We start from the raw sequence: 25014 nt of genomic DNA on the forward strand, positions 1-25014 counted from the left end.
CGGACTTCCCTGGACCGTCCGAACCGTCAAAATATCCGGGCCCCGATGCGCGGGCCATGCGTTCACGGCCCGCTCCAGGCTGCGACTACTGAACAGATAGCGATCCTGCTATCCAGGTGCCCGGGGAGTTTTCCGCCCCGGCGAAACTCTCGCAGGCCATTCAACCGAGGTGACCATGATCGAGGCGAAGAACCTCACCAAACGCTACGGCGACAAGACCGCCGTGAACGACCTGTCGTTCACGGTCGAGCCCGGCCGGGTCACCGGCTTCCTGGGTCCCAACGGCGCAGGCAAGTCCACCACGATGCGACTGCTGCTGGGGCTCGACCGGCCCGACGCCGGCGAGGCCACCGTCAACGGCGTGCCCTACCGCGAACTGGCGCGACCCCTGCGGGTGGTCGGGGCGCTGCTGGAGGCACGCGCCGTGCACACCGGCCGCAGCGCCTACGACCACCTGCTGTGCCTCGCCCAGACCCAGGGCATCGGGCGGCGCCGGGTCGGCGAGGTCGTCGAGCAGGTCGGGCTCGGGTCGGTGGCCCGCAAGCGGGCGGGCGGCTTCTCGCTCGGCATGGGCCAGCGGCTCGGCATCGCCGCCGCGCTGCTCGGCGACCCCGCGGCGCTGGTCCTGGACGAGCCGGTCAACGGCCTCGACCCCGAGGGCATCCTGTGGATCCGGAACCTGATGAAGTCGCTCGCGGCCGAGGGCCGTGCCGTCCTCGTCTCCAGCCACCTGATGAACGAGATGGCCGTCACCGCCGACCACCTCGTCGTCATCGGCCGCGGCCGGCTGGTCGCCGACTGCTCCACCGAGGAGTTCATCGAGCGGAGCACGGAGCAGTCCGTCCTGGTCCGCACGCCCGACGGGACGCGACTCGCCGAGCTGCTGAAGGGCAAGGGGGCCACCGTCACCACCACCGGCGACGGGGACCTGGACGTGACCGGGCTGGAGGCCTCGCGCATCGCCGAACTCGCCGCCGCCGAGGGCCTGGTCCTGCACGAGATCTCGACCCGCCGCGGCTCCCTCGAGGACGCCTTCATGGAACTGACCAAGGACGCCGTCGAGTACGACGCCGGCGTGCCCACCGCCGGAGGTGTGAAGTGACCACCACGACCGTGCCCGTACCGCAGGCGGCGTCGGCCGCCCAGGAGCGCCCGGCGGGCTTCGCGGGTCTGATGCTCTCGGAGTGGACCAAGATCCGTTCCGTCCGCTCCACCGTCTGGTCGCTCGCCGTCCTGGTCGTGCTCACCCTGGTGTTCACCGGGCTCTTCATGAAGATGGGCATCGCGAACTGGGACGAGACCAACGCCGCCCAGCGGGCGGAGATGAGGACGGACCCGACGGGCACCATCCTGGGCAGCGGCATCCTGCTGAGCCAGCTGGCGGTGTGCGTCCTGGGCGTGATGGCGATCGCCTCCGAGTACTCCACCGGCATGATCCGTGCCAGCCTGCTCGCGGTGCCCCGGCGGGTGCCCGTGCTGGCCGCCAAGAGCGCGGTGTTCGGGCTGCTGGTCCTGGTGGTGGGCGAGGTGACCGCGTTCGGCTCCTTCTTCGTCGGCGCGCCGATCCTCGACGGCAAGGCGCCGGTCGCGCTCGGCGACGCGGGCGTCGTGCGGGCCGTCGTCGGCTGCGGTCTCTACCTCGCCCTGCTCGGTCTGTTCGCCCTCGCCGTCGGCGCGATCGTCCGGCACACGGCGGCGGCCATCACCACCGTCGTCGGCTTCGTCCTGGTGATCACCCCGATGGCGGGGATGCTGCCGGGCAGCGTCGGCGAGCACATCCACGCCTGGCTCCCGACGGAGGCGGGCTTCATGATCACCCAGCAGCACGCCCGCGCGGGCGACCTGCTCGGCCCCTGGGAGGGCCTGGGGGTGCTCGCGCTGTGGACGGCCGCCCTGATGGCCGTCGCGGCGGTGCAGTTGCGGCGCCGGGACGCCTAGGCGGCGCCTGCACCGGACGGTCTGCTTTCCAGGCAACGTCGACCTGCTCTCCACCGGGGCTGGAGACCCTCCTGCGACGCTCTTCCGCAGCGGCCGCAGAGAGGGAGTTACAGGAATGGCTCAGAGCAACGCGCAAGCCGTCTCGATAACGAGCGCATTCAGTCCCGTCCGGGTGGAGAGCGTCGAAACGTCGGCGCACAGTGAATTCGACCCGAGGAATTTCGAGCAACTTCCGGCACGTGAAGTCCCCGTCACCGCGCTGAGTGGCGGGGTTTTCCTGCGCCAGGGCGGAACGGACGCCGCTCACGTCCGCCTTCTCGTCGACGCGGCGGAATCGGCGGAACTCCCTCCCATTCTCGTCCAGCTGGACGGCTGCCGCGTCATCGACGGACTGCACCGGCTCGAGGCCGCCCGGCTCATGGGCGACGACAGCATCCGGGCGCGGTTCCTCGACTGCTCCAACTCCGAGGCGCTCGTCATCGCCATGCGGGCGAACGGCGCGCACGGCCTGCCGCTGTCGAAGACCGACCGCGTCGCCGGGGCCCAGCGGGTCCTCGGCTCCCACCCGGACTGGTCGGACCGCGCCATCGCCGGTGTCACCGGGCTGAGCGCGAAGACCATCGCGTCGCTGCGCGAGCGGTCGGCGATCGCCACGCCGCTGGGCGGCAAGCGCGTGGGGCAGGACGGCAGGCGGCGCCCGGTGGACGCGGGCGAGGGCAGGCGGCGTGCCGCCGAGTACATCGCCGCCCACCCGAACGCGCCGCTGCGCCAGGTCGCCCGGGCCACCGACGTGTCGCTGGGCACGGTGCACGACGTCAGCGCGCGGCTCAGGCGGGGCGAGGGTCCCGAACGGGGCGGGCGCCAGACGCAGGCCGCGCGCCCGCAGCACGTGCGGGCGGTGCGTTCCGTACCGCCGCCCGGCGAGCCGGCCGCACCGGCCGAGCAGGCCGCCGACGGCACCCACCGGGCGGCGCTGCGGGTGGCCGCCGCCCCCGACGCCGCGCCGCCGCAGCGCAGGAACCACACCGACACCCCGCCCACCTGGGGAGAGGTGGTGGCCAAGATGGCCGCCGACCCCGCCGTGCGCTACACCGCGGACGGCCGCGAACTCCTGCGCTGGATGCAGGCGCACGCCACCGAGCCCGGCGAGGACTGGCGGCGGCTGGTCGACGCCGTACCGCCGCACTGGCTCGGCGTCGTCGGCCCGATCGCCGAGCACATCGGCAGCCAGTGGTGCCAGCTCGCCGAACGCCTGAAGGCCCGCCAGGAACTGTGCCGCAACCCGTCACCGTCGGGCCCCTGACACCGCCGACGGCGACGACGCCACCACCGGCCCGCGCCCCCGTCACGCCCGGCCCACCCGGCCGCCCCCGGTACGACGACGGCCCCGGAGAAGCCGGAACCGCGCCCCGAGACGACAGCACCGCCCCGAGCCGCCCACCGGCCTGCGCGCCCGGCACGGCAGCACACCCGGCACGGCAGCACACCCGGCCGCCGTACGGCCCGCCGGGGCAGAAACCGCGCCTCGGCCCTCAAGCCCCGGGCAACACCGGCGCACCGGCCTGCGCCCCCGGCGCCGCGGCGCATCCGGGCTGCGGTACGACGGTGCGCGGAGGCCGGAGTTCGGGCAGGGCGAGCAGGACCGGCGGGTCAACGGGACTCGGCGGGCGCAGTCGTACCGCCGCGCCGGTGACGGTGCCGGCGGTCACGGCGACGGTCGCGCCCGTGCCGCCGTGGCCCCCGACGAGCGTGCTCCGCCCGGCCCGCGGGTCGCCACCGCCGGCGGCGGCCACCGCCACCGCCACCGCCACCGCGAGCAGGTGCCAGTCCCCCTCGGGCACGTCGCCCAGGCGGTAGCAGGAGGGACGGTCGCTGGGCACGTCGACGAGGGCCGCGGCGACGGCCGGGTACCGGACGACGGGGGTGGCGAACGCGCCCAGGTACACGCGCGCGTTGCCGTGCCCCGGCGGCAGCCTGATCGTGCCCGCGACCGCACCGCGTTCCACGCCCGGCTGCGGCCGGGGCCCCGGCGGCACCTCCCCCGCCTCGAGGCACAGCCGACGGAACCGGCCGGGAGACAGTCCCACGGCATCCGTGAAGGAATCGGCGAACGATTCCGCACCGCCGCCCCATCCGACCGCGTCGCGGATATCGGCGAGATCCGTATCGGAATCACCGATGAGCCGCTTCGCCTCGTGAATGCGGACGGCGGCGAGGAATTTCCCGGGACTCACCCCGGTCTCCTCCCTGAACGCGCGCGAGAAGGCGAAGGTGTCGTGGATCCGGACCGTTTCCGCGACGTCCGCGACGGTCAGTGGATCGCCGAAACGCGCGCGCATGTACTCGACCGCTTTTTCCACTGCCGCGTCCACGGCGCCACCTCACACATGTCGATGCACTCAACAGGATGGCTCGCGTCCGTCGCGATCCGCTCGGACCCTGCTCGAACCCCGCTCGAACCCGGCTCGAGCCGCACCCGGACCCCGCACCGGCACCGGCAGGGGGCCACGCCCCCAAGGCGTCAGGATCGGAGAAGCCCACGTCCCGGGCCCGCGTCTAGCGTGAATCCATGGACCTCACCCTTCGTACGAGTTCCCTGCCGCACGACGATCCGGACGCCGCCCTCGCCTTCTACCGCGACGTCCTCGGCTTCGAAGTCCGCGGCGACGTGGGACGGGGCAGGACACGCTGGATCACGGTCGGCCCGGCCGGACGGCCGGACACGGCGCTGCTCCTGGCCCCGGTGGCCGCCGACCCCGCGCTCACCGACGCGGAACGCGACACCGTCCTCGGGATGATGGCCAAGGGCACCTACGGCCGGGTCGTACTCGCCACCCCGGACCTCGACACCGTCTTCGACCGGGTGCAGGCGGCGGACGCCGAGGTCGTCCAGGAGCCGGTCCGGCAACCGCACGGGGTGCGCGACTGCGCGTTCCGCGATCCCGCGGGCAACCTGGTCCGCGTCCGGGAACTGCGCGCCGACGCCGGCTGAGAGGGGCTGGACCCGTGTGTCACCCCGCATGGCGGCAGGCGCTGATCGCCGAGCAGCGCCTGCTGGACTTCGCACGCCTGCGCCGCGTGCGCGACCGGATCGACCGGGAGTACGCGCGGCCGCTGGACGTCGAGGCGCTCGCGCGCGACGCGGGCATGCCGCCCGGGCAGCTCGCCCGGCGCTTTCTCGACGCCTACGGCCAGTCGCCGTACGCCTTCGTGACCGAGCGCCGGATCGAGCACGCGATGGCGCTGCTGCGGCACGGCGACCACGGCCCGGCCGAGCTGGGCCGCGCGGTCGGCTGCCCGTCGACGGCCGTGTTCGTCGCCCGCTTCACGGAGTCGGCCGGCATGCCGCCCGCGGAGTACCGGCGCCGCGCGGCCGCCGAAGCCTCCGGGCTGCCGTGGTGGCCGCTGCCGCCGCGGCGGCGTTCAGCACCGAGCAGGATCGGAGAAGCCCCGGCGAGCACCGCGGGGCTAGCGTGAATGTCATGACTTCCCTCACATCCGTCACCCTCGAAGTGGACGACCTCGCGGCCGCCGACCGCTTCTACACCGCCGCGTTCTCCCTGGGCCCGCAGGTACGGCTGCGGGCCTGCGACACGGCGACGAAAGGCTTCCGCGGGTTCACGATGTCGATCACGGTGTCCCAGCCGGCCGACGTCGACAGCTTCATCGGCTCCGCCCTCGAGGCCGGCGCCACGACGCTGAAGCCGGCCGCGAAGTCCCTGTGGGGCTACGGCGGCGTCGTACAGGCCCCGGACGGCACCATCTGGAAGCTGGCGACCTCAGCGAAGAAGAACACCGGCCCCGCCACCCGGAAGATCGACGACCTCGTGCTCCTGCTGGGGGCCGAGGACGTCAAGGCGAGCAAGCAGTTCTACGTCGAGCGGGGCCTGACCGTGGCCAAGAGCTTCGGCGGCAAGTACGTCGAGTTCGCCTCCGACGAGTCGGGCCCCGTCAAGCTGGCGCTGTACAAGCGCCGGGGGCTGGCCAAGGACGTCGGGGTGCCCGAGGAGGGCGACGGCTCGCACCGGGTCGTGCTCGGCGGCACCTCCGGGGCCTTCACCGACCCGGACGGGTTCGCGTGGGAGCCCGCGACGGTGACGTCGCCCTCCGCCTGAAAGCCGGGGGCGGCAGAACACGGACGAGCCCACCGAGCGGTGCCGGTCGCGGGCACCGCGCGGTGGGCTCGTCCGTGTCTCCGTGCGCTGGGCGCTGGACGCTGAGCGCTGGACGCAGGACGCCTCAGCCGAAGGAGATACCGGCGCCGACCGGGCCGGTGCCGTCCTGGTAGGCGACCAGCTGGCACTGCTGCGTGGCGCAGTCCACGGTCACGGGGGTGCCGGTGCCGGTGCTCCAGTCGGTGGCGGTGAACTCCCGGCGCACGGTGTAGGCGGCGCTGAAGCCACCGTCGGCGCCGACGGTGGCCGTCACCAGCGTGTCGGTGCACGTGGTGTTCTCCCGGCACTGCGACACGGCGACCTCGGTGCCCGCCGGGAAGCCGGTGCCGGTCACGGTCACGGACTGGCCGTCGGACAGGCCGCTGCCGGGCGAGACCGCCAGGGCCGGGGCCGCGGAGGCCGGGACCGCCGAGAAGGCGAGGGCGGCAGCGGCGGCGGCGCCCAGCAGGCCGGACTTGGTCAGGCGCGAGCGGATCTGCATGTTCGTCTCCCCAATGGGTGCGGTATGCGGAACGGCGCGTTCAGATGATCACGCCTCACCCAGAGTCGACCGGAACGCATGAGACCGGCTCGAGAACCGCTTGAGACCCTGCGGACACGCGGTCGGGCCCGTCACCGCCGCCCGGACTGACACCCGAGCTTGGGCCACCTGGACGCCCGGTGTTGGCACCAGCCACAGAACGGAAGCCCCGACACGGGAGCGCCGAAACTCGACGTGCGGAGGCACCGGAGCTGCACGGCCCCCCGGGCCGGGCGGCGGAACCACCCACCGACACCAGCCACGCTTCCCTGCTTTTGATCGTCACGGCCGAAACCGCCCGAGACTCAGAGCCGCTGCTGCTGTCCACGACCGGCACCGGACCACGGCGCCGCACGCGAAGCGAGCTCAACCACGGGTATCGGTTCCCTCGTTCGGATGATTTTTCGAGTCGCCAGGCTCACTGCTGCCAGCTGCTTGTGCTGCGCACAGCACCGCAGGCCGGGAGGGTTCGGGGGGGGGGAGCCGGGCCTCTCCTTATATATAAGAGGGCCCCGCGCTAAAACCGCCTCTGACCTGGGCCGATGCAAACCCGTTTGTTCTAGATATCTAGAACAAACGCGTCCTGAGTGTTCTAGATATCTAGAACAAACGCCCCTTAAAGCTGACGGGTCGTCAGGTACCTGTGAAACAGCGTTTGTTCTGCTCTCCCAGAACAAATCGGTTCACCTGGTGCTACCGTCCCCTCGAAAACGTTGATCGTCTCCGGAGGAGGACCGTGCCGATGGAGCAGCTGCCGATCGTCCGCCCCGGCGAGTGCGTTGTGGCACGATCGGACGGCAGAGGCGGCCTGGTCCTGGGTGTGGAGAAGGTCAGGGGCCGCGAGTTCGCCGCGAGCGCGGAGTGCAGCGGCTACGTGCTGGATGCCCGGCTGCTGATGGACGTCCTCGGTGGCCTCAAGATGCCCGGCTCGTGGTTCCAGGTATGGTGCAAGCTCGTGGCGCTGCAGAACGCCAACCGCGCCGACGACCAGTTCCGGACCGCCGCTCGCGGCTTCGTGAAGACCAGCCAGCGTGACCTCCAGGAACGCTGCAAGCTGTCGGCGGCCTCCGTGAACGAGGCGTCGCGGTTCTTCGCACACATCGGCTGGATGCGCACCGCCAAACGCGGCGTCCTCCAGCTGAACCCGTGGCTCACGGTGGCCGGCACCTCCGGCGAGCAGGAGAAGTGGCAGGCGCTGTGGAACAGCGCGAAGGGCCCTGCCTGCATCATCCCGCACGCCGACTACCCCACCGAGTGGCGCCGGGCACGCGTGACGGAGAAGAAGGCCGCAGAGTCCGCTCGCCGCAAGGAGAAGGTTGTTACGCTCCGACAGCGGTGGCCCCTGCGCAAGCTGAGCGCATGACTCCGCGCCGCATATCCTCAAGACGCAGCGTCGACCCGACCGGAAGCGGTGACGCCTCGTGAGCAGCTCCTACGCACCCAGCCCTCCCACAGAGGCGCCCCTCACGATCGCTCGTGACGCCCTGCGCCTCCTGTCCCTGGTCGACATCACCACCGCCGGCCGACGCGTTCTGGACCAACTGCTGTACCTGAGTGACCCGGAGACCGGTACGGCCGGAATCAGCCAGAACGAGATGTGCGCCGAGCTGGGCGCGAGCAAGCCGACCGTCAACCGCGGCTTCAAGGAGCTCCGCGCGTGCGGACTCGCCTGGAGTCTGGAGGATGGTCTCTACCAGCTCCACCCGCTTCTGACCGGCGGCGCGATCTCCTCCCCCGTCGCACACGTCCCGGAGATCAAGGCCGCCGACCCCGGACGCTTCACCGAACAGCGACGCGCCCGCTTCGCTGCTCAGACGGCCAACCTCGCCCTCACCGGCTGAGGGGGCACCACAGTCACTCATCAGTTCCAGCCCGCAAGCTGAACCCGCCCTTGCAGCGTCACCGGCACGCCGGCGCGAGCGTGGCGATTCCCGGCCCGTCAAGATCCTCCAGCGCCACCCGTCGCCCGGAGACGGCCAGCAGCAGGGAAAGCGCGGGTCCCCTGACTTCCGGACCGTCTCCGATGGACAGGTCGGTGTCCACTGCCGTGAGCCGGACACGGGCTGTCAGCTCCTTGGCGCCGCCGAAAAACGCAGGAGTACGAGCCTGCAGGCGCAGCGATCGGGCGACAGCCTCAGGCGGGTAGGAGCGGGTGAGTCCCAACGGCCTGCGGATGTCCTCACCGTGGACGACCTCCTCGACGAGCCGGCTGTCCAGGGGCGCCGGAGGGGTCGACCTCCGCGACGCCACCTGACGAAGCCGCTGCAACGTCTCCTGCGGTGAGGCACCACGCTCACGTTCCACAACGCGTGCGTTCTGACGGTCGAAGTCGAGCCGCTCCCGGACCAGGCCGACCACGAAACCGAGGCGTGTCGTCCGAGCCGAGCCGACCAGATGGGCGGCCACGTCATGCACGGTCCACCCCTCACAAAGCGACGGCTGCCCCCAGCGCTCGTCATCGAGGTGCGCGAGGTCGTCAATCAGCGCCGCACGCTCCGCATGCACCATCGGCCAGACATCGTTGTTCATTGGCTTCTCCTTCACACACCCACAGTTCGCCCCCGTGGGACTCCCGGCAACACGGGAACTCATCGCTCGGTGACCGGGACCAAACCTCGCGCTCCTCGCGCTGATGGGGGCGTCTGCCGCAGCGTGTATCGGAGATGGGGGGCCGTTCGCCGGCAACCCACAGGCCCTGTGCCGAGCGGCTGCTCGGATTCAGGACCGTCTCACCCCGCACCGTCACCCCTCGGCAGGGGCCCCCGCAATCTGCGTCTTCAAAAGCACGCTCTTACGGATTGCCCAGCATGAAACCCACGCCCCGCACGGTCACGACCCACCCGCTGTCGCCGAGCTTGCCGCGCAGGCTGCTGACGTGGGTGTCGACGGTGCGGCGGGACCAGGAGTCGCCCCAGACCTGCTGGAGCAGCCGCTTGCGGGGGACGACCGTGTCCGGGTGCGAGGCGAGCACGCACAGCAGGTCGAACTCCTTGCGGGTCAGGGCGACCTCCTCGCCGCCGACCAGGACCTCGCGGGAACCCACGTCGATGTGCAGGCGGCCGTGCCGGATCTCGCGGGCGGCGGCCGGCTGCCACGCGGCCCGGCGCATCACGGCCTCGATACGGGCCATCAGCTCGCGCAGGCCGTACGGCTTGGCGACGTAGTCGTCGGCGCCCGCCTGGAGGCCGAGGACGCAGTCCAGTTCGGAGGCGCGGGCGGTGACGATGATGACGGGGACCCGGCTGACGGCGCGCAGGGCGCGGCAGACCTCCAGGCCGTCCAGGTCGGGCAGTTCGAGGTCGAGGAGGACCAGGTCGGCGTCCTCGTGGACACGCAGCACGTCCTGGCCGCGCCGGACGCCGAGGGCCTCGTGGCCGTGCCGGCGCAACTGGGTGACCAGGGAGTCGGCACAGGCGGTGTCGGCGTCGACGACCAGGACCCGCCGGCCGGAGGGCATCGGCACGGCCGCGCCGTGACCGGTGACGGCCGGCTCGCGCTCCCCCGCGGGCCGCGGGACGGCCGGGGCGGACCCGGCGGGCGGGCGGACGTCGAGCAGCGCCTGTGCCGATGTGTGGGTCATGCCCTCCCCCGTGGTCCGGTCCTCGGCGCGGGCCCGGAGCCCGCCCCGACAGTGAATCTAGGCAAGCACGGTCGAGCCCCGGTACAGCCGTGCTGACCCGGCGGGGCCGGTGGCTACGGGTTGCGGACCCAGGCCGACTCGTGGCGGGTGAAGCCGATGTGGGGGTAGTAGTCGACGGCCGCCGGGGCCGAGAGGAGGACGAGTTTGGCGGCCGGGGCCTGGTCGTGGGTGGCGTCGAGGAGGGCGCGGCCGATGCCCGAGCGCTGGTGCTCGCGGACGACGGCGATGTCGGAGACGTAGGTGACGTAGGAGAAGTCGGAGACGGCGCGGACGATGCCCAGCAGGGTGCCGTCGTCGTCGCGGGCGACGAGGACGAGGTTGGCGTTCGCGACCATGGCCGCGAACCTGTCCCGGTCCTCGACCGGGCGGCGTTCGCCGAGGCCGGAGGCGTGGTAGACGCCGAGGACCTCGTCCAGGTCGAGAGCGGCGCCCTCGACGCGCTCAGTCTTCCAGCTCACGGAGCTTCTCCAATCGGGTGCGGATCACGTCGTGGTGGACCAGGAAGCGCTCGGGGCCGAGGCGGGCGGGGGCGATGCCCTCCTTGGCCAGGGACGCGCCGAAGTGCTCGCCCGTCGCCAGCGTACGGTTGGCCGCGGCCTGCACGCCGCGGTAGGCGCGTTCGCGTTCCATGCCGCCGCCGAGGAGGTCGGCCAGGACCGCGGAACTGTGCACGAGCCCGTCGGTCTGGTCGACGTGGGCGCGCATCCGGTCGGCGTCGACGCGGAGCGAGGCCACCAGGTCGGCCGCCCGGGTCACCTGGAAGTGGCCCGCGCAGAGGCTGTCGGGCAGGATCACCCGCTCCACGGACTGGTGGGCGAGGTCGCGTTCGTGCCAGAGCGCCACGTTCTCCAGGGCGGTGTCGGCGTAGCCGCGCAGCAGCCGGGCCAGTCCGCACAGGCGTTCGCTGGTGGTGGGGTTGCGCTTGTGCGGCATGGCGCTGGAGCCCTGGTAGGCGCCGGTGCGCCGCTCCTCGACCTCGCGGACCTCGGTGCGCTGCAACAGCCGCATTTCCAGGGCGAGTTGTTCCACGCAGGCGCCCAGCACGGCCACCGCCTGGAGGAGCTGGGCGTGCCGGTCGCGGGCGACGACCTGGCTGGGCGCGGGCTCGGCGGCCAGCCCCAGGGCGGAGAGGACGTGCTCCTCGACCCGCGGGTCGATCAGCGCGTAGGTGCCGACGGAGCCGGAGACGGTGCCGACGGCGACGGCCTCGCGGGCGGCGGCGAGCCGGGCCAGCGAGCGGTCGACGGCGAAGGCGTGCCCGGCGAGCTTGTGGCCGAAGGTGGTGGGCTCGGCGTGCACACCGTGGGTGCGGCCCACCGTCACGGTGTCCCAGTGTTCCAGGGCCCGTTCGGTCAGGACCCGGCGCAGCCGCCGCGCGGCACCGGTGAGCAGGTCGGCGGCGCCGGCCAGGGTGTGGCCGAGCGCGGTGTCGACGAGGTCGTAGCTGGTCATGCCGTGGTGCACCCAGCGTGCGGAGGACTCGGGGATGTCCTCGCAGTAGGCGGCGAGGAACGAGAGCACCTCGTGGTCGCGTTCCCGTTCGATCTCGGCGACCCGCTCCGGGTCCGGGACGCGGGCGCGGCGCATGTCCTCGACCGCCTCGTGCGGTACGTGGCCGAGGGCGGCCTGCGCCTCGGAGGCGAGGATCTCCACCCGTACCCAGGTGGCGTAGCGGTGCCGGTCGGTGAAGAGCGCGCCCATCTCGGGCAGCGTGTACCGGGGGATCATGCAGGGCCTTCCTCGGTGGGAGGGGGCGGGGCGGGGGCCTCGGCCGGGTCGGTGGGCGCCGAGGTCAGTAGGCGCCGAAGTACTCGCGCTGCTCCCAGTCGCTGACCCGTCCGGGTGTGGGCGGGGCCTGGAGGCACCAGGCCTCGTAGCGGCGCAGTTCGCTCTCCTTGAGCTTGGCCAGGCAGGCGGCGAGCGGCTCGCCGAGCAGCCGGGCGGCGCGGCCGGCGCGGAAGGCGTCGAGGGCCTCGCGCAGGTGCTGCGGTACGAGGCCGGGGGCGCCGCCGGGCGCGGGGGCGGCGGCGGTGGCGGCGTCCTGGGGCTCGGGCCGGGCGGTGAGGCCCTCGAGGCCCGCGAAGAGCTGGGCGGCGACGGCGAGGTAGGGGTTGGCGCAGGGCTCGCCGATCCGGTTCTCCAGGTGCGCCCCGGCGCCGTGGCCGACGACGCGCACCATGGCGCTGCGGTCCTCCTCGCTCCAGCCGGGCCGGGTGGGCGCGAGGGTGTGCTCGGCGGCGAGCCGCCGGTAGCCGTTGACGGTGGGCACCGAGAGCAGGCACAGCTCCCGGGCCCAGTCCAGCAGCCCCTCCGCGTACGCCTTGCCGTGCGGGGACAGGCCGCCCGAAGGGCCCTCGGCGCCGAACAGGTTGAGACCCGAGGCGAGGTCGGTGACCGACTGGTTGAGGTGCCAGCCGCTGGGGTCGGCGGCGTCGAGGAGCGGCTGCGACATGAACGAGGCGTGGTGCCCGCGCCGGGCGCACCAGCTCTTGGCGACCGTGCGGAAGAGCAGCATCGCGTCGGCGGTGTCCAGCGCGGACATCGGGCTGAACGTCGTCTCGACCTGGCCGGGCCCCGACTCGTGCTCCATCGACCTCAGCGGCAGGCCGAGGGCGAGCAGGTGCAGGGCGAGGGGGTCGGTGAGGTGGGCGACGCTGTCGTAGTGGCCGTCGAGGTTGAACTGGTAGCCGGCGTTCAGCGCGGCCACGCGCGGTGCCCGGCCCTGGAGTCCGAAGCCGTTGCCGGTGTTGCCCGGGTCGTCGTCGAGGCGGCGGGTGAGGTACCACTCGACCTCGAGGCCGAGGACGGGCGCGAGGCCCTGCCCGGTGTACCGGTCGACGACGCGGCGCAGCACGGCCCGCGAGGAGAGCGGGTGCGGGCTGCCGTCGCGCAGGTACTCGTCGCCGATCACCCAGGCGGTGCGGGCGTCGCCGCCGGGCAGCGGCTGGAAGGTGAGGGGGTCCGGGACCAGGACGAAGTTGCCGGCGCCGGCGATCTCGTCGACGCCGATGCCGTGGTCGCCGAGGAAGTCGACGGCGACGGCGTGCCCGGTGTCGAAGACGAACGGGCCGGGGCTGTAGTTCATGCCGTTGCGCAGTACGCCGCGGAACGCCTCGGCGGTGAGGGTCTTGGAGCGGGCCAGACCGTGCGGGTCGCCGAAGACGAGGCGGACGAGGTCGACGTCGGCGAGGCTCGCCTCGACCCGTTCGGCGGCGGCGAGGCGGGCCTCGTCCCACAGCCCGTGCCGGGCCACGAACGAGGGCTGCCCGACGCTGCCCTCCGCTGCGGGCGAGGACCAGGACCTGACGTACATGGGAACGTCCTTTCCACGGGCTTTCCTCGGGCTTTCCAAGGGCTTTCCAAGGGCGTGGGTCACCGGGCGGCCGCGGGCTCCAGGACCCGCGCGGAGTGCGGCACGGGCGTGCCGAGGTCCGACTCGAGGCGGCCGGCCAGGCCGAGGACCAGGTCGTCGCCGCCGACGGGGCCGACCAGCTGGAGGCCCACCGGCAGGCCGGAGCGGGTGAGTCCGGCGGGCAGCGACAGGGCGGGCTGGCCGGTCATGTTGAAGGGGTACGAGGCGGGCGCCCAGGCCAGCCACCGCAGGTCCCGCGGGTCCGCCGCCCAGGGCGGGCCGACGGCGTCGGCGGCGAAGGGTTCGACGGGCACGGTGGCCATGGCGAGGACGTCGTAGCGGTCCATGACGGTGCGCAGGGTGGCGCGCAGGCCCTGGCGGACCTCCTCGGCCCGGATCACGTCGGCGCCGCCGAGGGTGCGCCCGTGCCGTACGACCTCCAGGCGGCCGGGGTCGGCCCACTCGTCGTCCTCGGGGCGGGCCCCGGCGGCCTCGGAGGCGGCGAGGAGGTCGACGAGCGCGGGGTACAGCCGGGCGCAGCGCACCTCGACGTCCTCGACCAGGTGACCCTGGGCGCGCAGGGCGAGGCGGGCCTGCTCGGTGACGCGCCGGACCTCGTCGGTGGTGCCCTCGTACTCGATCCAGCCGATCCTCAGGACCCGCCCGGTGCGGGGTGCGTCCAGGGAGCCGAGCCCGGAGTCGGGGTCGCCGGGGTGCGGGCCCGCCATGACCCTCCCGAGCAGCGCGGCGTCGGCGACGGTGCGGGCGAGCGGGCCCTGGTGGGCGAGCCGGTCGGCGCTGTTGGGGACGTACGGGATGCGGCCGAGGGAGGGTTTGTAGCCGACGACGCCGCAGAACGCCGCCGGGATGCGGATGGACCCGGAGCCGTCGGTGCCCAGGGCGCCGTCGCACAGGCCGGTGGCCACCGCGGCCGCGGCGCCGCCGCTGGAGCCGCCCGCGGTCAGGCGGGGGTCGTAGGGGTTGCGGGTGGGCGGGGCGACCCGGCTGACCGTGGAGGCGCTCCAGCCGTACTCGGAGGTGGCGGTCTTGCCGACGACGACGGCGCCGGCGGCGCGCAGCCGGGCCACGGCAGGGGTGTCCTCGCGGGGCCGGTCGTTGGGCAGCAGCGAGCCGCGGCCGGTGGGCAGGTCGCGGGTCTGCAGCAGGTCCTTCACGGAGACGGTGACGCCGAGCAGCGGCAGGGTGTGCCAGGCGTCGGCGCCCAGTTCGCGGATCCGGGCGTCCGCGCGCCCGGCGGCGCGCAGCGCCTCCTCGCCCGCGACGGCGACGTACGCGTCGAGGGTGTCCCGCTCGCGGACGGCCTCCAGGACGGCGGTGGTGTGTTCGACGGCGGACAGCTCGCCCCGTCGCAGCAGTCGTCGGGTGTCGCCGACACCGCGGGCGGTCATCTGTCTCCCCCCTTCCCTTCCCTCTTCGCTTCTCTCTTCTCTTGCGTTCACGACGCCCGGCGGTCCGGGCCGGCCAGCGCGCCGGGCGCCGCGGGGCCGGCGCCGGTGACGGCCGTCCAGTGCCAGTCGGAGTCGAACGCGGTGACCTCGAGGCCGGTCCCGGCGGCGACGAGGGCGGCGGCGAGCGAGGTGGCGCGGGCGACGAACCCGGACACCCGGTGGGCGGCGAGCACGTCCTGCTCGCCGAACGGTTCGCCGGCGCAGCGCAGCAGCCGCAGGTCCATGAAGCCGTCGAAGCGGCGCCCGTCGACCTCGACGGGCTGCGGGGAACGCACCGAGAAGCGCACGTTGTTGTTGACGTGCCCGTGGTGGTGCTGGTCGGAGAAGTACGCGACGTCCGGGATGACGGGCGGCACGAAGTGGTCGCGGGCCACCACCTCGGGCTCGCGGGGCAGGTTGCCGGCGACGAAGTGCCAGGAGTTGTAGCTCATGCGCGAGGACATCGCCCAGGCGGCGTCGGCGAGGGCGGCCCGGGAGCCGCCGAAGTGGGCGGCGGCCTCGGGCCGGGGCACCACGCAGCAGAAGAAGTGCGTGATGTCCCAGTCGCAGATCGCCGCCCAGTTCTCGCCGCGCAGTGCGCGGACCAGGTCGGGCAGCGAGCGCATGCCGCGGCTCATCGCGAAGTCGGCGCCGAAGGCGTCGGCGCTCGCGGTGACGGTCTCGTGCACCAGGGACTCCAGGCCGGTGCCGAAGGCGCCGTGCGGTGCGGCGAGCCAGTCGGGCGCGGCGGCGAGGTCGCGGCCGAGGTCGGCGAGCGTACGTCCGCTCAGCGGCAGCCTCGCGCGCAGGTGGGCGGCGACGGCGTCCTCGCGGGCCCGGGCGACGGGTCCGGGGGCGGCGGCCACCCGCTCCACCTTGTGCATCAGCGCCCCGTGGATCTCGCGGTACAGCTGCGCGTGGCCGCTCACCTCGAGGCGGCGCTCGCGCAGGGCGACGGCGAGCCGGTCGAGGTCGGCGACGCGGTGCGAGGCGGCGGCGGGCACGGGTGCGACGCCGGGTACGGCGGCGTAGGCGCGGCGCACCCGCTCCAGCGTGTACGCGACGTGGTCGACGGTCAGCTGGGTGCCGTTGGCCTCCTCGACGCGGCCGAAGCCGGCCGAGCGGATGAGCAGGGTGAGGCAGACGACCAGCTGGGTGTCCTGGTCGGTCCACAGGTCCAGGGGCAGGTCCCGCAGCGCGCCCAGGGCGCAGTCCGGGTGGCCGGGCCACAGGGTCTTGCCGGTCAGGGTGTTGCGCTCCCGGAAGTTCGTGTACTGCGTGTCCTCCTGGTAGAGGACGAACGGGGCGGTGCGCACGGCCGCCTCCAGGGCCTGGTCGAGCAGCGCCCGGCGGCCCTCGGTCCCCTGCCCGGCGAGCCAGGCACGGCAGTCGGCGGCGCGGGCGGCGTTGCGTTCCCGGACCCGCCCGAGTTCGCGCCGGTAGGCGTCGAGGGCGGCCCGGTCGTAGGGCACCCGGCGCACACCGCCGACCAGGTCGCGGGGGTCGAGGGGGCGGCCCCCCGGAACCCGCAGCGCGATCCGGCCGTTGGCGGCGAGCCCGACCTCACCGACGAAGACGACGTCCGCGCCCCCGTCACCCGGGGTGTCCGCGCCGCCCGCGTCGTCCGCGCCGCGCCGGGCGGCACCGCTGCCGGACGCACCGGCCCCGCCGGCGAAGGCGGCAGACCCCGACGCCCTGGAGTCCGCCCGTACGGCAGCCTCCGGCGCGGACGGCTCCGAGGCCGCCGGCCCGGACGCCACCGCACCCGCGACACCGGCCTCCGCCGAGCGCCGGACGGCACCACCACTGCCGGACACACCGGCCCCGCCGGCGGCACCCGCGTCCCCGGTCGGCCCCGAGTCCGCCCGTACGGTCGCCGGGCCGCGCAGGGCGGTCAGGGCGGCCTCCTGGGCGGAGTTGAGGGCCCGCAGCTGGATGTCGGCGGGGACGTGGCCGTCGAGGGTGAGCAGGACGTCGAGCGCGGCGCGCAGGTCCTCGGTCCGCTCCGCGCGGCGCCACACCTGCCGCAGCAGCCCGGGGAACCCGGCGTCGGGGTCGGCGACCCGGTCCGGCTTGGCCGTGCTGCCGGCGGGGGTGCCGAGCCTGCTGGGACGGCGGCTCATCCGCTTTCTCGCGTTGGCGGCGCGGCGGGATTCCTGGCGTCCCACGGGCTCCTTCATGCGGCGCTCTCGGCGGTGAGTTCGATGTGGTTCCACATCGCGTCGTCGGTCGGGGACCAGTCCTCGTCGACGTAGATGCAGTCGACCGGGCACTCGAGCACGCAGGCCGGGCAGCCCGAGCACAGCTCGGGGACGATCACCACGTCGAGGCCCAGGTCGAAGACGGCGCCGAACTCCGCGGGACAGCCGCGCAGGCAGCTGTCGCAGGTGATGCACTCGGACGTCTCGATGCGCCGCGGGGGCTTCTTCCAGTTGCCGGCGCGGGAGCGCCGGGCGATGCGATCGGCGCGTTCCGACAGCGCTGCGGGCGAGGCAAGCTTCTTCACGGGATCGGCCCCCTCCGGGACTCTTCTCGGCCACGGCCGAGACGGACGGTCCCGATCGTCACCGTCCCCCCTCGACTGCCTCCGGAGCGCGGGTGGGAACCGGCTGGAGCCCCGCGCCGGCCGCTCGAGCCGGTCGCGAGCGCGGCCCGTCCGGGACACCGGACCGTGGGTGCCGGGGGCGCGCTCCGGTCCGTGAGCCGGGTACGCGCCGACCTGCCCGCCCGCGGGCACGCCGTCCGGCCGCCCGCCGTCCACCACGGAGGAACCCATGCCCCTGCCGCCCGCCCGCGTCGTACGGGCCGTCGAAGGCGTGCGCACCGGTTTGCAGCGGCTGGCCCGGAAGCTGGCCCCCGCACCGTTCTCACTGCTGGAGATGGTCCAGGGCGCCATGCTCAGCCAGGCCCTGTACGCGGCCGCCGAACTGCGCGTCGCCGAGGCGCTGCGGGACGGCCCGCTGTCCGCCGAGCGGCTCGCCGAGCGGGTCGGCGCCCACCCGCAGACGCTCCAGCGGCTGATGCGGCTGCTCGCCTCGAACGGCGTCTTCGCCGAGCGCAAGGACGGCGCCTTCGCGCTGAACCCGATGGGGGCGGCCCTGCTCGAGGACGCGCCGATGTCGATGCGGGGCATCGCGGTGCTCATGGGCCACCCGATCCACTGGGAGGACTGGTCGCACTTCGTCGACGCGGTGCGCACCGGCGAGCCGAGCCTGCCGAAGCTGCGCGGCATGACGGCCTTCGAGTTCATGGAGGCCAAGCCGGAGTACGGCGAGGTGTTCATGAAGGGCATGGGCGCCATGTCCGCCACCGAGACCGAACCGCTCCTTGCGGCGTACGACTTCTCGCGGTTCGGCACGGTCGTCGACTTCTGCGCGGGCCGCGGCGACCTGCTCACCGGGATCCTGGAGAAGTCGCCGGGTGTGCGGGGGATCCTCGCCGACCCCCGGGTGGCGGAGAACGGCGCGGCGGAGCTCCTGGCCGAGCGGGGGCTCGCCGACCGCTGCGAGGTGGTGACGGCCGACCTGTTCGGGCCGGTGCCCGAGGGCGGGGACGCCTACGTGCTCAAGCACATCGTGCACGACTGGCCCGAGGAGCAGGCCCTGCGGATCCTGCGCAACGTGCGGGCCGCGATGCGGCCGGGCGGCCGGCTGCTGCTGATGGAGATGGTCGTGCCGGACAAGCCGAACGCCGCGCACTCCTCGAAGCTGGTCGACCTGTGGCTGATGCTGCTCGTGGGCGGCATGGAGCGGACGTCCGCGCAGTACGGGAAGCTCCTCACCGAGGCGGGTTTCCGGCTGGAGCGGGTCGTGCAGACGCCGGGGGCGATCTCGGTCGTGGAGGCGAGTGTGCGGTAGTCGTCCCGGCCCGCACAGCACCGAGGGGTGCCGCCCGGTCGCCGGGCGGCACCCCTCGGTGCGTGCGTCGCGTCGCGTCGCCTCGCGTCGCGTACGCCGGTCAGTCGCCGGCGGGCGCGCCGAACCAGCGGGCGAGGGCGGCGCCGAGGCCGTCGTCGGCGCCGGTGCCGGTCCAGGCGACGTGCCCGTCGGGGCGGACCAGGACCGCCCCGGCGCCCGCGAACACGGCGCCGCGGTCGGCCGCGGAGGCGGTGGCCGTCACGACGTCGACCCGGCCGGCCCACCCGGCGGCGGCCTCGCGCACCGCTCGGTCGCCGGCGAGGTCGAGCAGGACGCCGCGCCCGGCGTGCAGCAGCCGGAAGGTGTCGCTCTCGCCGCCGGGGCCGGTCAGCGGGACCTTGCCGAGGCGGCGTCCGAGCAGCGGGTGGGCCCCCGCCGCGTCCTCCCCGTTCTCCCCGTCCCCGGCGCCGTCGGTGACGTCGTAGCGGATGTCGAGGTGGGAGACGACGCCGGCGAGGTGGCGGCGGACCACGTCGTAGCCGGTGAGTTCGGTGAGGATGCGGCGCAGCGGCTCGGCCGGGTCGCCGCCGAGGAAGACCATGCCCTGGGCGCGGGTGTTCATCAGCAGGCGGCGGCCCACCAGGTGGCGCTCGGCGTGGTAGGTGGCCAGCAGGTCCTCGCCGGCCCGGCCGGTGACGACGGCGGCGAGCTTCCAGCCGAGGTTGGCGGCGTCCTGCACGCCGGTGCTCAGACCCTGGCCGCCGGCGGGCAGGTGGATGTGGGCGGCGTCCCCGGCGAGCAGCACGCGGCCCCGCCGGTACTCGGCGGCCTGGCGGGTGGCGTCGCTGAAGAAGCTGACCCATTCGGCGCCGCCGGAGCTGATGTCCTCGCCGGTGATGTGCTCCCAGGCCTTGGCGACCTCCTCGAAGGTGACCTGCTCGTCGGCGCTGCGGGCGGCGGCGCCGTGCGGGCAGACGATGATGCGGTGCACGCCCTCCTTGAGGGGGGCGGCCATCACCATGCCGTTGGGGAGGGTCTCGCCGAGGTAGCGGGGCTTGAGGTCGAGCCCGGTCACGTCGGCGAGGAACATCGCGCGGGTCGCCTCGGTGCCGGGGAAGCCGATGCCGGCGAGCTTGCGCACCGTGCTCTTGCCGCCGTCGCAGCCCACCAGGTAGCGGGCGCGCAGCCGGCGTACGCCCTCCGCGGTCCCCACGGTGACCTCGGCGAGGTCGCCGTCCTCGAAGCCGTCGGCGAGCGCGAGGACCTCGCAGCCGTGCCGGATGTCGGCGCCCAGCTCCGCCGCCCAGGCGGCGAGGACCGCCTCGGTCTGGCTCTGCGGGATGCCGCGGGCGCCGAAGTGGGCGCCCTCCAGGGCGGTGAAGTCGAACTGGACCCCGCCGAAGTGGCCGACGGGGCTGATCTCCAGGGTCTCCCCCTGCCCGAAGCGGGGCAGCAGCCCGCGCTGGTCGAAGATCTCCATGGCACGGGCGGTGAAGCCCAGGCCGCGGGACTGGCCGGTGGGTTCGGCCAGCTTGTCGAGCACGATCACGTCCGCCCCGCCCAGGCGCAGTTCGCCCGCGAGCATCAGTCCGGTCGGGCCTGCGCCTACGACGATGACGTCGGCGTCCATCGTGGTGTCCTGCATGGTCGTGGATTCCCTCTCGGTCGGCAGTGGTCCGTGCGCGGCACGGGCGGGGGGGGGTGGCGAAGACGGGTGGGCCCGCACGGCATGCCGGAGCGGGATCTCAGGGGGCCTCAGGGGACCTCACGGTGAACCGAACCATCGTGCGACCGCCCGGCCGAGCCCGTCCCCGTCCCCGTCCGCGCCGCCCGCCCAGGCGACGTGGCCGTCGGGCCGGACCAGGACGGCGGCGGGCGCGCCCTCGAGCGGCTCGTCGGCGGCGGCGTGCGCGGTGACGGTGTCGACGCGGTCGGCCAGTCCGGCGGCGATCGGCGGCGGCGGTGCGCCCAGGCCCAGGAGCAGTCCGCGTCCGGAGCGGAGCAGTTCGGCCGCGGAGCAGATCATCTCGCCGGTGCGCAGCCTGAGGTGCGGCAGGCGGGCGCCGGACAGCGGGTGGGCCGGGCCGCCGACGTCGTAGCGGATGTCGAGTCCGCTGATCATCGCGGCGAGGCGGGTGCGCACGGTGTCGTGCGCGAGGAGTTCGGCGAGGACCGTGCGCAGCGGCTCGACCTCGGGGCCGCCCAGCAGCAGCATGGCCTGGGCGCGGATGTTGCCGAGGACGGCGGCGCCGACGGCGGAGCGTTCGGTGTCGTAGCTGTCGAGGAGGCCGTCGGGTGCGGTGCCGTCGACGGCGGCGGCGAGCTTCCAGCCGAGGTTGTGGGCGTCCTGGAGACCGAGGTTGAGGGCCTGGCCGCCGATGGGCATCTGGCGGTGGGCGGCGTCCCCGGCGAACAGGACGCGGCCGTGCCGGTAGCGGGCGAGGAGCCGGTTCTCGTCGTCGAAGCGGTTGACCCACAGCGGGGTGCCGCCGGTGATGTCCTCGCCGGTGACGCGTTTCCAGGCGGCGGTGACCTCGTCGAAGTGCGGGTCGCCGGCGCGTTCGCGGACCTGGGCGCCGAACTCGTGCACCATGACCCGGGTCACGCCCGCCGGGTTGCGGGCGGCAACGGCGAAGCCGCCGGGGAGCCGTTCGAAGCGCCGGTTCGGGATGTCGACGCCCTCGACGTCGGCGCGCAGCAGTTCCCGGGCGGCCGGGGTGCCGGGGAAGCCGGCGCCGGTCAGGCGGCGCACGGTGGAGTCCTGGCCGTCGCAGGCGACGAGGTAGGGGGCGCGCAGGGTGAGGGGGTCGCCGTGGCGGCCGGTGGCGGCGGCCTCGACGTGGGTGCCGCGGTCGTCGACGGCGTGCAGGGTGTGGCCGCACCTGAGGTCGGCGCCGAGGCCGAGGGCCCACTCCTCCAGCACGGACTCGGTCCTGGCCTGCGGGACCTTCCACTGCCCGGGGTAGGGGCCGGGCAGCGTCAGGTCGAGGGGGATGCCGCCGAAGTGGCCGCGCGGCTCGCGGGGCGGGCTGCCGAGGTCGGCGAGCAGGCCGCGGCTGTCGAGCAGCTCCATGGTGCGGGCGTGCAGCGTCGAGGCGCGGGACTCGGTGGTGGGACCGTGCCGGCGCTCGACGAGGGTGACCCGGATGCCGCGCAGGGCCAGTTCACCGGCGAGGAGCAGACCGACCGGGCCCGCACCGACGACGATCACCTGGGTGTCGACCGTCTCGGCGGGCCCGGTGCGCGGCGCGGGGCCGTCCGGATGCGGGGCGCCGGCCATGTCAGCGGTTCCGCTCCGCGTGATCCTTGGCGTGGCCGAGGGTGGCGAGGCTGTTGGTGCTCAGCGCGCCGTGCACGTAGGCGCGGGCGTCGGCGACGGTGGCCTCGGGGCCGAGGATCTTGGCGATGTTGTCGGTGTTGAGGGTGACGGTGTGCTGGGAGGAGGCGGTCGCGCCGCCGTCGTCGGTCTCCTCGAAGGTCCACACGCCGGTGTGCAGGGTCATCAGGGCCGGCAGGGTGACCTGCTTGTAGGCGATGCGGTGGTGGCCGACGACGACCCGGTAGGACTTGGTGGTGTGCGTCGAGCCGTCCTTGGCGCGGGTGTCCATCTCCAGTTCCTGGAGGCCGGGGGTGTCCTCGGTGAAGCGGACGCGGGCCACGTGCGGGAGCCGCTCGGGCCAGTGCCCGGCCTCGTTGACGAAGTCGAAGGCGTCCTTGGCCGATCCGTCGATCGTCACGGTGTCGGTGAAGGAGAAGGTCAGCTCCTGCGCCTCGGCGGCGTGCACGCGCTCGACGTTCTCCTTGAGGGCGGCGAGTTCGCTGGTGCTGTTGCGGTCTACGGCCCGTTCGATCCACAGCAGGTCGTGCGGGTCGTCGTCGACGGCCCGGTAGTCGTGCAGGAGCCTGACGCGCGAGGTGCCCTCGTCGAGCGGGTCGACGATCCAGGTCCCGCCCATGGCCGCGACCGGCGGCGCCGGCACCTCCTGGCGGAAGGTGATGCGCAGGGCCTCGGCGTCGAGGGTGCGGCGCGAGGTCCAGGTCTTGGGCTCGCCGTTGGCGGTGGCCCAGATGCGGATGCGCTCCCGGTCGCCGTCGTGCTCCTCGCGCTCGACGTGGATGGTGGGCGGGAAGATCCGCGGCCAGTTGGTCACCTCGGCGAGGAGGCGGTGGACCGCGGCGGCGGGCGCGTTGATGGTGATCCCGTGCTCGACCTCACGAGTCGTCATGACGGCTGCTCCTAGGTGGTACCGGCTTCGGTGGTACGGGCGGGGCGGACGGCGGGAAGGGGGGCCGGCCCTTGCCGGCCCCACCGGGGCGGGCGAGAGGTGGTGGCCCCTCCCCCGGGGCGGGCGGCTTAGGGGGTGTCGTTTGGATCAGGGCGGCTCCAGGCAACGGTGTCTTGTGGCTGGCCCGAGCGGGGTCTGGTGCGTGCAGCTGCAAGGCGGAGGAGGGCGGCAACGCGATGGGGGTCCCCCCGCGCGAGCGCAGTCGAGCGTGGGGGAGTTGACAACCGACGACAACGCCGCAGATGTGCGTGCCAGGCCCCGCGACCCCGGCAAGATCCAAACGACACCCCCTAAAAGTTGCCGAGGCCGCCGCAGACGTTGAGGGCCTGGGAGGTGATGGAGGCGGCGGTGTCGGACGCGAGGTAGCCGACCAGCCCCGCGACCTCCTGGGGTGTGGAGTAGCGGCCGAGCGGGATCTTGGCCTGGAACTTCTTGAGGATCTCGTCCTCGCTGGTGTCGTACGCCGCGGCGTAGCCCTGCCGCACCCGCTGCGCCATCGGGGTCTCGACGTAGCCGGGGCAGACCGCGTTGACGGTGATGCCGGTCGGCGCGAGCTCGTTGCCGAGGGCCTTGGTGAAGCCGACGACGCCGTGCTTGGAGGCCGAGTACGGGGCGCCGAGGACGACACCCTGCTTGCCGGCCGTGGAGGCGATGCTGATGATCCGGCCGCGGTCCTTGGTGCGCATGCCACCGGTGGTGAGGACCTCCCGGGTCATCCGGAAGACGCTGTTGAGGTTGGTGTCGATGACGTCGTCCCACAGCTCGTCGGTGATGTCCGCGGTGGGACCGCCGCCCGAGCGTCCGGCGTTGTTGACGAGCACGTCGACGGTGCCGAAGGCGGCGACGGCGGCGCGCACGAACTCCCTGACGGAGTCGGCGTCGCGGACGTCGAGCTGCCGGCCGTCGACGTCCAGGCCCTCCTCTCGCAGTGCCTTGGCGGTGTGCGCGACGTTGTCCGCGTCGCGGGCGCCGATGAAGACCCGGTGGCCCTGGCGTGCCAGCAGGCGGGCGGACTCCAGGCCGATGCCGCTGGTCGCGCCGGTGACGAGGGCGACCCTCCGGTCGGTGTCGGACATGGGGTGCTCCTCTCAGGCGGCCTGTGCCCCGGACAGGGACAGCTGGGCGTTGACGACGTCGATCAGGTCGCGCGGCGTGACGTCGTCGCCGAGGTCGTCGTCGTCCAGGACGATGTCGTACTCGCGCTCGATGCGGCCGCCGGTCTCCAGCAGTGCGATGGACTCGTAGCCGAGCACCTCGAACGTGGTGTCCAGGATGTCTCCGGCGAGGTCGACGTTCTCGTCCGCGCCCGCGGCCTCGATGAGGATCCGCCTCAGGTCGTCGAGGGTGAACTGGATACTGGCCATGGGGTACTTCCTTCGGTTCTCGCCGGCGCTCGGGCCCCGGCTGATCGTCACTGGTGGTCCGGGCGGCTCACCGCCGTTCAGGCGGAGGCCTCCCACCGGTAGAAGCGCTGTGCCATGGCGTCGGCCGGGGAACGCCAGGTCGCCGGGTCGTAGGGGTCGATGAACGGTTTGAGGTCGTCGCTGATCCGCACGAAGCGCGGGTCGTCCTTGGCGCCCTGGATCAGCTCGCCGCCGTTGTCCTCGTCGAAGTCCTGCAGGTGGAAGTACAGGCCGTTGAAGGCGAACAGCTGGCGCCGCCGGGTGCCCATGCGGTGCGGCATGTCCGTCGCGTCGAAGTCGCCGAACAGCTGGGCGACGTCCGCGCTCGAACCGGGCGCCATGCGGGCCACGATCAGCGTGCTGTGCATAGGTCTTCGCTCCTTGGCAAGGTCCGG

At 73.6% G+C, this 25014-nt stretch carries 25 protein-coding genes; 9 read left to right on the top strand and 16 right to left on the bottom strand.

Annotation, left to right across the window (positions count from 1 at the left end; translation table 11 throughout):
- Positions 1-175: 175 nt before the first annotated feature.
- The 3 genes from Sco07f_RS32580 to Sco07f_RS32590 all read left to right on the top strand — a co-directional run bounded on the left by Sco07f_RS32580 (position 176) and on the right by Sco07f_RS32590 (position 3241).
- Complete coding sequence (locus Sco07f_RS32580; protein ID WP_007389932.1) at positions 176-1102, top strand: ABC transporter ATP-binding protein; 927 nt, start codon at positions 176-178, stop codon at positions 1100-1102.
- On the top strand, positions 1099-1938 hold the full coding sequence (locus Sco07f_RS32585) for an ABC transporter permease (RefSeq protein ID WP_007389933.1): 840 nt from the start codon (positions 1099-1101) through the stop codon (positions 1936-1938). The genes Sco07f_RS32580 and Sco07f_RS32585 overlap by 4 nt, the downstream gene beginning before the upstream one ends.
- Positions 1939-2053: 115 nt before the next feature.
- Positions 2054-3241 carry a ParB/RepB/Spo0J family partition protein gene (locus tag Sco07f_RS32590; RefSeq protein ID WP_054102560.1) on the top strand — a complete coding sequence of 396 codons (1188 nt, stop codon included), beginning with the start codon at positions 2054-2056 and terminating at the stop codon, positions 3239-3241.
- 229 nt (positions 3242-3470) lie between these two features.
- Here the strand turns inward: Sco07f_RS32590 and Sco07f_RS32595 are convergent, their stop codons facing one another.
- Positions 3471-4310, bottom strand: a complete 840-nt coding sequence (locus Sco07f_RS32595) for a helix-turn-helix domain-containing protein (RefSeq protein ID WP_159107004.1) — start codon at positions 4308-4310, stop codon at positions 3471-3473.
- Positions 4311-4507: 197 nt separating this feature from the next.
- On the opposite strand from Sco07f_RS32595, the gene Sco07f_RS32600 reads away from it, so the two are divergent.
- From Sco07f_RS32600 to Sco07f_RS32610, 3 genes are read left to right on the top strand one after another with little or no spacing between them, the layout of a single operon-like run.
- Entirely contained in the window at positions 4508-4930 is a 423-nt protein-coding gene (locus Sco07f_RS32600) for a VOC family protein (protein ID WP_007389938.1), read from the top strand.
- Positions 4931-4944: 14 nt separating this feature from the next.
- Positions 4945-5415 carry a helix-turn-helix domain-containing protein gene (locus tag Sco07f_RS32605; RefSeq protein ID WP_108989949.1) on the top strand — a complete coding sequence of 157 codons (471 nt, stop codon included), beginning with the start codon at positions 4945-4947 and terminating at the stop codon, positions 5413-5415.
- Positions 5416-5420: 5 nt separating this feature from the next.
- On the top strand, positions 5421-6053 hold the full coding sequence (locus Sco07f_RS32610) for a VOC family protein (protein ID WP_108989950.1): 633 nt from the start codon (positions 5421-5423) through the stop codon (positions 6051-6053).
- A gap of 124 nt (positions 6054-6177) precedes the next feature.
- On the opposite strand, the gene Sco07f_RS32615 is transcribed toward Sco07f_RS32610, so the two are convergent.
- Entirely contained in the window at positions 6178-6594 is a 417-nt protein-coding gene (locus Sco07f_RS32615; RefSeq protein ID WP_007389936.1) for an enediyne antibiotic chromoprotein, read from the bottom strand.
- Between the two features lie 781 nt (positions 6595-7375).
- Between Sco07f_RS32615 and Sco07f_RS32620 the strand changes: the two genes are divergently transcribed.
- Together Sco07f_RS32620 and Sco07f_RS32625 are read left to right on the top strand one after the other, a co-directional pair.
- Positions 7376-7996 carry a hypothetical protein gene (locus Sco07f_RS32620; protein WP_108989951.1) on the top strand — a complete coding sequence of 207 codons (621 nt, stop codon included), beginning with the start codon at positions 7376-7378 and terminating at the stop codon, positions 7994-7996.
- A 58-nt stretch (positions 7997-8054) separates the two neighbouring features.
- Positions 8055-8474: a helix-turn-helix domain-containing protein gene (locus Sco07f_RS32625; RefSeq protein ID WP_007389942.1), complete on the top strand. Its 420-nt coding sequence runs from the start codon at positions 8055-8057 to the stop codon at positions 8472-8474.
- Between the two features lie 58 nt (positions 8475-8532).
- Here Sco07f_RS32625 and Sco07f_RS32630 read toward each other — a convergent pair whose 3' ends face one another.
- From Sco07f_RS32630 to Sco07f_RS32665, 8 genes are all read right to left on the bottom strand, one after another.
- Entirely contained in the window at positions 8533-9162 is a 630-nt protein-coding gene (locus Sco07f_RS32630) for a maleylpyruvate isomerase family mycothiol-dependent enzyme (RefSeq protein ID WP_007389937.1), read from the bottom strand.
- A gap of 262 nt (positions 9163-9424) precedes the next feature.
- A complete protein-coding gene (locus Sco07f_RS32635) occupies positions 9425-10213 on the bottom strand; it encodes a response regulator transcription factor (protein WP_108989952.1) in 789 nt (262 codons plus the stop codon).
- 113 nt (positions 10214-10326) lie between these two features.
- Positions 10327-10731, bottom strand: a complete 405-nt coding sequence (locus Sco07f_RS32640; RefSeq protein WP_087793191.1) for a GNAT family N-acetyltransferase — start codon at positions 10729-10731, stop codon at positions 10327-10329.
- On the bottom strand, positions 10715-12001 hold the full coding sequence (gene purB / locus Sco07f_RS32645) for an adenylosuccinate lyase (protein WP_108989953.1): 1287 nt from the start codon (positions 11999-12001) through the stop codon (positions 10715-10717). The genes Sco07f_RS32640 and purB overlap by 17 nt, the downstream gene beginning before the upstream one ends.
- Positions 12002-12065: 64 nt before the next feature.
- Positions 12066-13586, bottom strand: a complete 1521-nt coding sequence (locus Sco07f_RS32650; RefSeq protein WP_108989954.1) for a type I glutamate--ammonia ligase — start codon at positions 13584-13586, stop codon at positions 12066-12068.
- Between the two features lie 59 nt (positions 13587-13645).
- Positions 13646-15034, bottom strand: coding sequence for an amidase (locus tag Sco07f_RS32655; RefSeq protein WP_007389968.1), 1389 nt, complete (start codon positions 15032-15034; stop codon positions 13646-13648).
- Positions 15035-15081: 47 nt separating this feature from the next.
- Positions 15082-17241, bottom strand: a complete 2160-nt coding sequence (locus Sco07f_RS32660; RefSeq protein WP_174855449.1) for a hypothetical protein — start codon at positions 17239-17241, stop codon at positions 15082-15084.
- Positions 17242-17249: 8 nt separating this feature from the next.
- Complete coding sequence (locus Sco07f_RS32665; protein ID WP_007389970.1) at positions 17250-17579, bottom strand: 4Fe-4S dicluster domain-containing protein; 330 nt, start codon at positions 17577-17579, stop codon at positions 17250-17252.
- 268 nt (positions 17580-17847) lie between these two features.
- Between Sco07f_RS32665 and Sco07f_RS32670 the strand changes: the two genes are divergently transcribed.
- Positions 17848-18930, top strand: a complete 1083-nt coding sequence (locus Sco07f_RS32670) for a methyltransferase (RefSeq protein ID WP_108989955.1) — start codon at positions 17848-17850, stop codon at positions 18928-18930.
- A 100-nt stretch (positions 18931-19030) separates the two neighbouring features.
- On the opposite strand, the gene Sco07f_RS32675 is transcribed toward Sco07f_RS32670, so the two are convergent.
- The 6 genes from Sco07f_RS32675 to Sco07f_RS32705 all read right to left on the bottom strand — a co-directional run bounded on the left by Sco07f_RS32675 (position 19031) and on the right by Sco07f_RS32705 (position 24987).
- Positions 19031-20560 (bottom strand): FAD-dependent monooxygenase, encoded by a 1530-nt coding sequence (locus tag Sco07f_RS32675; protein ID WP_108989998.1) that lies wholly within the window; start codon positions 20558-20560, stop codon positions 19031-19033.
- Positions 20561-20695: 135 nt separating this feature from the next.
- Positions 20696-22210 (bottom strand): FAD-dependent oxidoreductase, encoded by a 1515-nt coding sequence (locus Sco07f_RS32680; RefSeq protein WP_108989956.1) that lies wholly within the window; start codon positions 22208-22210, stop codon positions 20696-20698.
- Position 22211: 1 nt separating this feature from the next.
- Positions 22212-23156 (bottom strand): aromatase/cyclase, encoded by a 945-nt coding sequence (locus Sco07f_RS32685; protein ID WP_108989957.1) that lies wholly within the window; start codon positions 23154-23156, stop codon positions 22212-22214.
- Between the two features lie 350 nt (positions 23157-23506).
- Positions 23507-24292 (bottom strand): 3-oxoacyl-ACP reductase FabG, encoded by a 786-nt coding sequence (gene fabG / locus Sco07f_RS32695; protein ID WP_007389975.1) that lies wholly within the window; start codon positions 24290-24292, stop codon positions 23507-23509.
- A 12-nt stretch (positions 24293-24304) separates the two neighbouring features.
- Entirely contained in the window at positions 24305-24580 is a 276-nt protein-coding gene (locus Sco07f_RS32700; protein ID WP_007389976.1) for a phosphopantetheine-binding protein, read from the bottom strand.
- Positions 24581-24657: 77 nt separating this feature from the next.
- Positions 24658-24987, bottom strand: a complete 330-nt coding sequence (locus Sco07f_RS32705) for a TcmI family type II polyketide cyclase (protein ID WP_007389977.1) — start codon at positions 24985-24987, stop codon at positions 24658-24660.
- Between the last annotated feature and the right edge of the window lie 27 nt (positions 24988-25014).

Origin of the sequence: Streptomyces coelicoflavus, from assembly GCF_003112555.1 — a bacterium.
GTDB classification, from domain to species: domain Bacteria; phylum Actinomycetota; class Actinomycetes; order Streptomycetales; family Streptomycetaceae; genus Streptomyces; species Streptomyces coelicoflavus.

Excerpts from the sequence above, each read along its gene's own strand:
- Sco07f_RS32600 (WP_007389938.1), top strand. The coding sequence starts at position 4,508 with ATGGACCTCACCCTTCGTACGAGTTCCCTGCCGCACGACGATCCGGAC.
- Sco07f_RS32615 (WP_007389936.1), bottom strand. The coding sequence starts at position 6,594 with ATGCAGATCCGCTCGCGCCTGACCAAGTCCGGCCTGCTGGGCGCCGCC.
- Sco07f_RS32670 (WP_108989955.1), top strand. The coding sequence starts at position 17,848 with ATGCCCCTGCCGCCCGCCCGCGTCGTACGGGCCGTCGAAGGCGTGCGC.
- Sco07f_RS32685 (WP_108989957.1), bottom strand. The coding sequence starts at position 23,156 with ATGACGACTCGTGAGGTCGAGCACGGGATCACCATCAACGCGCCCGCC.
- fabG (WP_007389975.1), bottom strand. The coding sequence starts at position 24,292 with ATGTCCGACACCGACCGGAGGGTCGCCCTCGTCACCGGCGCGACCAGC.
- Sco07f_RS32635 (WP_108989952.1), bottom strand. The coding sequence starts at position 10,213 with ATGACCCACACATCGGCACAGGCGCTGCTCGACGTCCGCCCGCCCGCC.
- Sco07f_RS32590 (WP_054102560.1), top strand. The coding sequence starts at position 2,054 with ATGGCTCAGAGCAACGCGCAAGCCGTCTCGATAACGAGCGCATTCAGT.
- Sco07f_RS32620 (WP_108989951.1), top strand. The coding sequence starts at position 7,376 with ATGGAGCAGCTGCCGATCGTCCGCCCCGGCGAGTGCGTTGTGGCACGA.
- Sco07f_RS32630 (WP_007389937.1), bottom strand. The coding sequence starts at position 9,162 with ATGAACAACGATGTCTGGCCGATGGTGCATGCGGAGCGTGCGGCGCTG.
- Sco07f_RS32700 (WP_007389976.1), bottom strand. The coding sequence starts at position 24,580 with ATGGCCAGTATCCAGTTCACCCTCGACGACCTGAGGCGGATCCTCATC.
- Sco07f_RS32580 (WP_007389932.1), top strand. The coding sequence starts at position 176 with ATGATCGAGGCGAAGAACCTCACCAAACGCTACGGCGACAAGACCGCC.
- Sco07f_RS32655 (WP_007389968.1), bottom strand. The coding sequence starts at position 15,034 with ATGACCGCCCGCGGTGTCGGCGACACCCGACGACTGCTGCGACGGGGC.
- Sco07f_RS32680 (WP_108989956.1), bottom strand. The coding sequence starts at position 22,210 with ATGGCCGGCGCCCCGCATCCGGACGGCCCCGCGCCGCGCACCGGGCCC.
- Sco07f_RS32675 (WP_108989998.1), bottom strand. The coding sequence starts at position 20,560 with ATGGACGCCGACGTCATCGTCGTAGGCGCAGGCCCGACCGGACTGATG.
- Sco07f_RS32650 (WP_108989954.1), bottom strand. The coding sequence starts at position 13,586 with ATGTACGTCAGGTCCTGGTCCTCGCCCGCAGCGGAGGGCAGCGTCGGG.
- purB (WP_108989953.1), bottom strand. The coding sequence starts at position 12,001 with ATGATCCCCCGGTACACGCTGCCCGAGATGGGCGCGCTCTTCACCGAC.
- Sco07f_RS32610 (WP_108989950.1), top strand. The coding sequence starts at position 5,421 with ATGACTTCCCTCACATCCGTCACCCTCGAAGTGGACGACCTCGCGGCC.
- Sco07f_RS32705 (WP_007389977.1), bottom strand. The coding sequence starts at position 24,987 with ATGCACAGCACGCTGATCGTGGCCCGCATGGCGCCCGGTTCGAGCGCG.